General features: G+C 35.8%; 2 protein-coding genes. Both read right to left on the reverse strand.

What is annotated here, in order from left to right; genetic code table 11:
• Positions 1–33: 33 nt before the first annotated feature.
• A complete protein-coding gene (locus tag ACOVO2_RS23685) occupies positions 34–417 on the reverse strand; it encodes a diacylglycerol kinase family protein (RefSeq protein ID WP_421772349.1) in 384 nt (127 codons plus the stop codon).
• Complete coding sequence (locus tag ACOVO2_RS23690) at positions 407–1099, reverse strand: DUF1361 domain-containing protein (RefSeq protein ID WP_421770903.1); 693 nt, start codon at positions 1097–1099, stop codon at positions 407–409. Before ACOVO2_RS23690 ends, ACOVO2_RS23685 begins: the two co-directional genes overlap by 11 nt.
• Positions 1100–1632 lie beyond the last annotated feature (533 nt).

Consider the following 1632-nt stretch of genomic DNA (forward strand, 5'->3'; position numbering starts at 1 on the left):
TTTCTTTTAGATTTTCGAGATGTTCGTTCATTACTAATGATTGAATGAGTGAATGAGTGAATGAATGAATAAGTCATTTATTCCGAAAACTTTCGGCAAAAATATGATAATTCCGACAATAACCGCAACAATCGACATAATCAATACTGCGGCAGCGGCTAAATCTTTTACTTTTCCGATTAGTTGGTGGTATTCGGGCGATACAAAATCACAAAGTTTTTCGATAGCCGTATTGAGTGTTTCTACGACCAAAACCAAACCAATTTGGGTAATAATAATTGTCCACTCGATGGCTGAAAGTTTCAAATAAAACCCTGTCAACAACACGATTACGCCAACAAACACATGAAATCTTGCATTGTTTTCCTCCATCAGAAATCGAAGCCCCGCAAAAGCATGACGAAAACTACGCAGCATTTTTAAGATTTGCATCACGATTCGGAATTAAAATGAGCATCGAAACATATAATACCGATACCACCAAGGTAAAAACCAGCGTTGTTTGAATAGCCAATGGGTTTTGTAATTCTTGAAACGATTTTCGAAATAAATAAAATGGATTCGTGAATAAATCCCAACTATTAAACCGCACGAAACGCCCAAGATACAAACCAAAACCTGATAACACGATACTTGCCGCAATAATAAACCATGCTAAAGTATTGCTAACGAATTGATTAAGTACCTGATGTGTAACTTGTAAAGAATATAAACCCGTACAAACCCCCGCCAAAGCCGCAACAAAAAAACCTACTGTATCGAACCATAAAATGTGTCTTTCATATTCGCCTAAGTGTATCAAATCAGTAATCAAGTAAGGAGCATTCGGAAAGAAAAGCAACCACAAACCCAAATTCACCAAAATCAGAGTTTGCTTTGATTTGCTAATAGTTACTGAAGAAGATAAACGGCGTGCAACAAGAGCAAAGAACAGAGGCATCCAAGCCAAGAAAAGATTCCAGAGTAGAAACAGCCCTCGAAGCTGCTCGGTCTGCACCGCCCTGATAATCAATAACAAGCAGCACAATGCCGAAAGCAAAGCCAAACTCAAGGTGGCTCGGCTGATTCTGAAAAATACTTTAATTTGATTCGATTGCATACCTTAAAAAGAACTTTGTAATGCAAAGTAAGTTTTAAAAAATTCATTATGCAAGCATTTTGAAGTTTTTTTCCTTGCTTACTAAAATTTCATCCACAATAAGAGTTACTTTCAAAATATTGGTGATATGTTTATCTTAAAATAAGGCGTTTTTTAGTTTTACATGGCCATGCCACCGATATTTACATCTGCTGCATAACTCATCGTTCTTACCATTCTTAGGCTTCCAACTCCGAAGGAGTGCAATGATTATAGCAAATTGTCCATAAAATGGATTTTTAACCCCGACGGGGTGATATAATTCCACCCCGTCGGGGTTAAAAATTATTGACTATTAATCATTTATCTATAACCCTTACATCCCTTCGGGATTTTTTTAGCTTTATATTTAATATTATTAGGAGTTAAATAAATAACAAAATTTGCAAAAAACAGTGACATAGCTACTTTAAAATAAGGCGTTTTTTAGTTTTACATAGCCATGCCACCGATATTTACATCTGCTGCATAACTCATCGTTCTTACCATTCTTA

This window comes from Emticicia sp. (assembly GCF_049241225.1).
Classification (GTDB): Bacteria; Bacteroidota; Bacteroidia; order Cytophagales; family Spirosomataceae; genus Emticicia.

Bases quoted from the DNA above. Each gene is read 5' to 3' on its own strand.
- ACOVO2_RS23685 (WP_421772349.1), bottom strand. From the start codon at position 417: ATGCTGCGTAGTTTTCGTCATGCTTTTGCGGGGCTTCGATTTCTGATG.
- ACOVO2_RS23690 (WP_421770903.1), bottom strand. From the start codon at position 1,099: ATGCAATCGAATCAAATTAAAGTATTTTTCAGAATCAGCCGAGCCACC.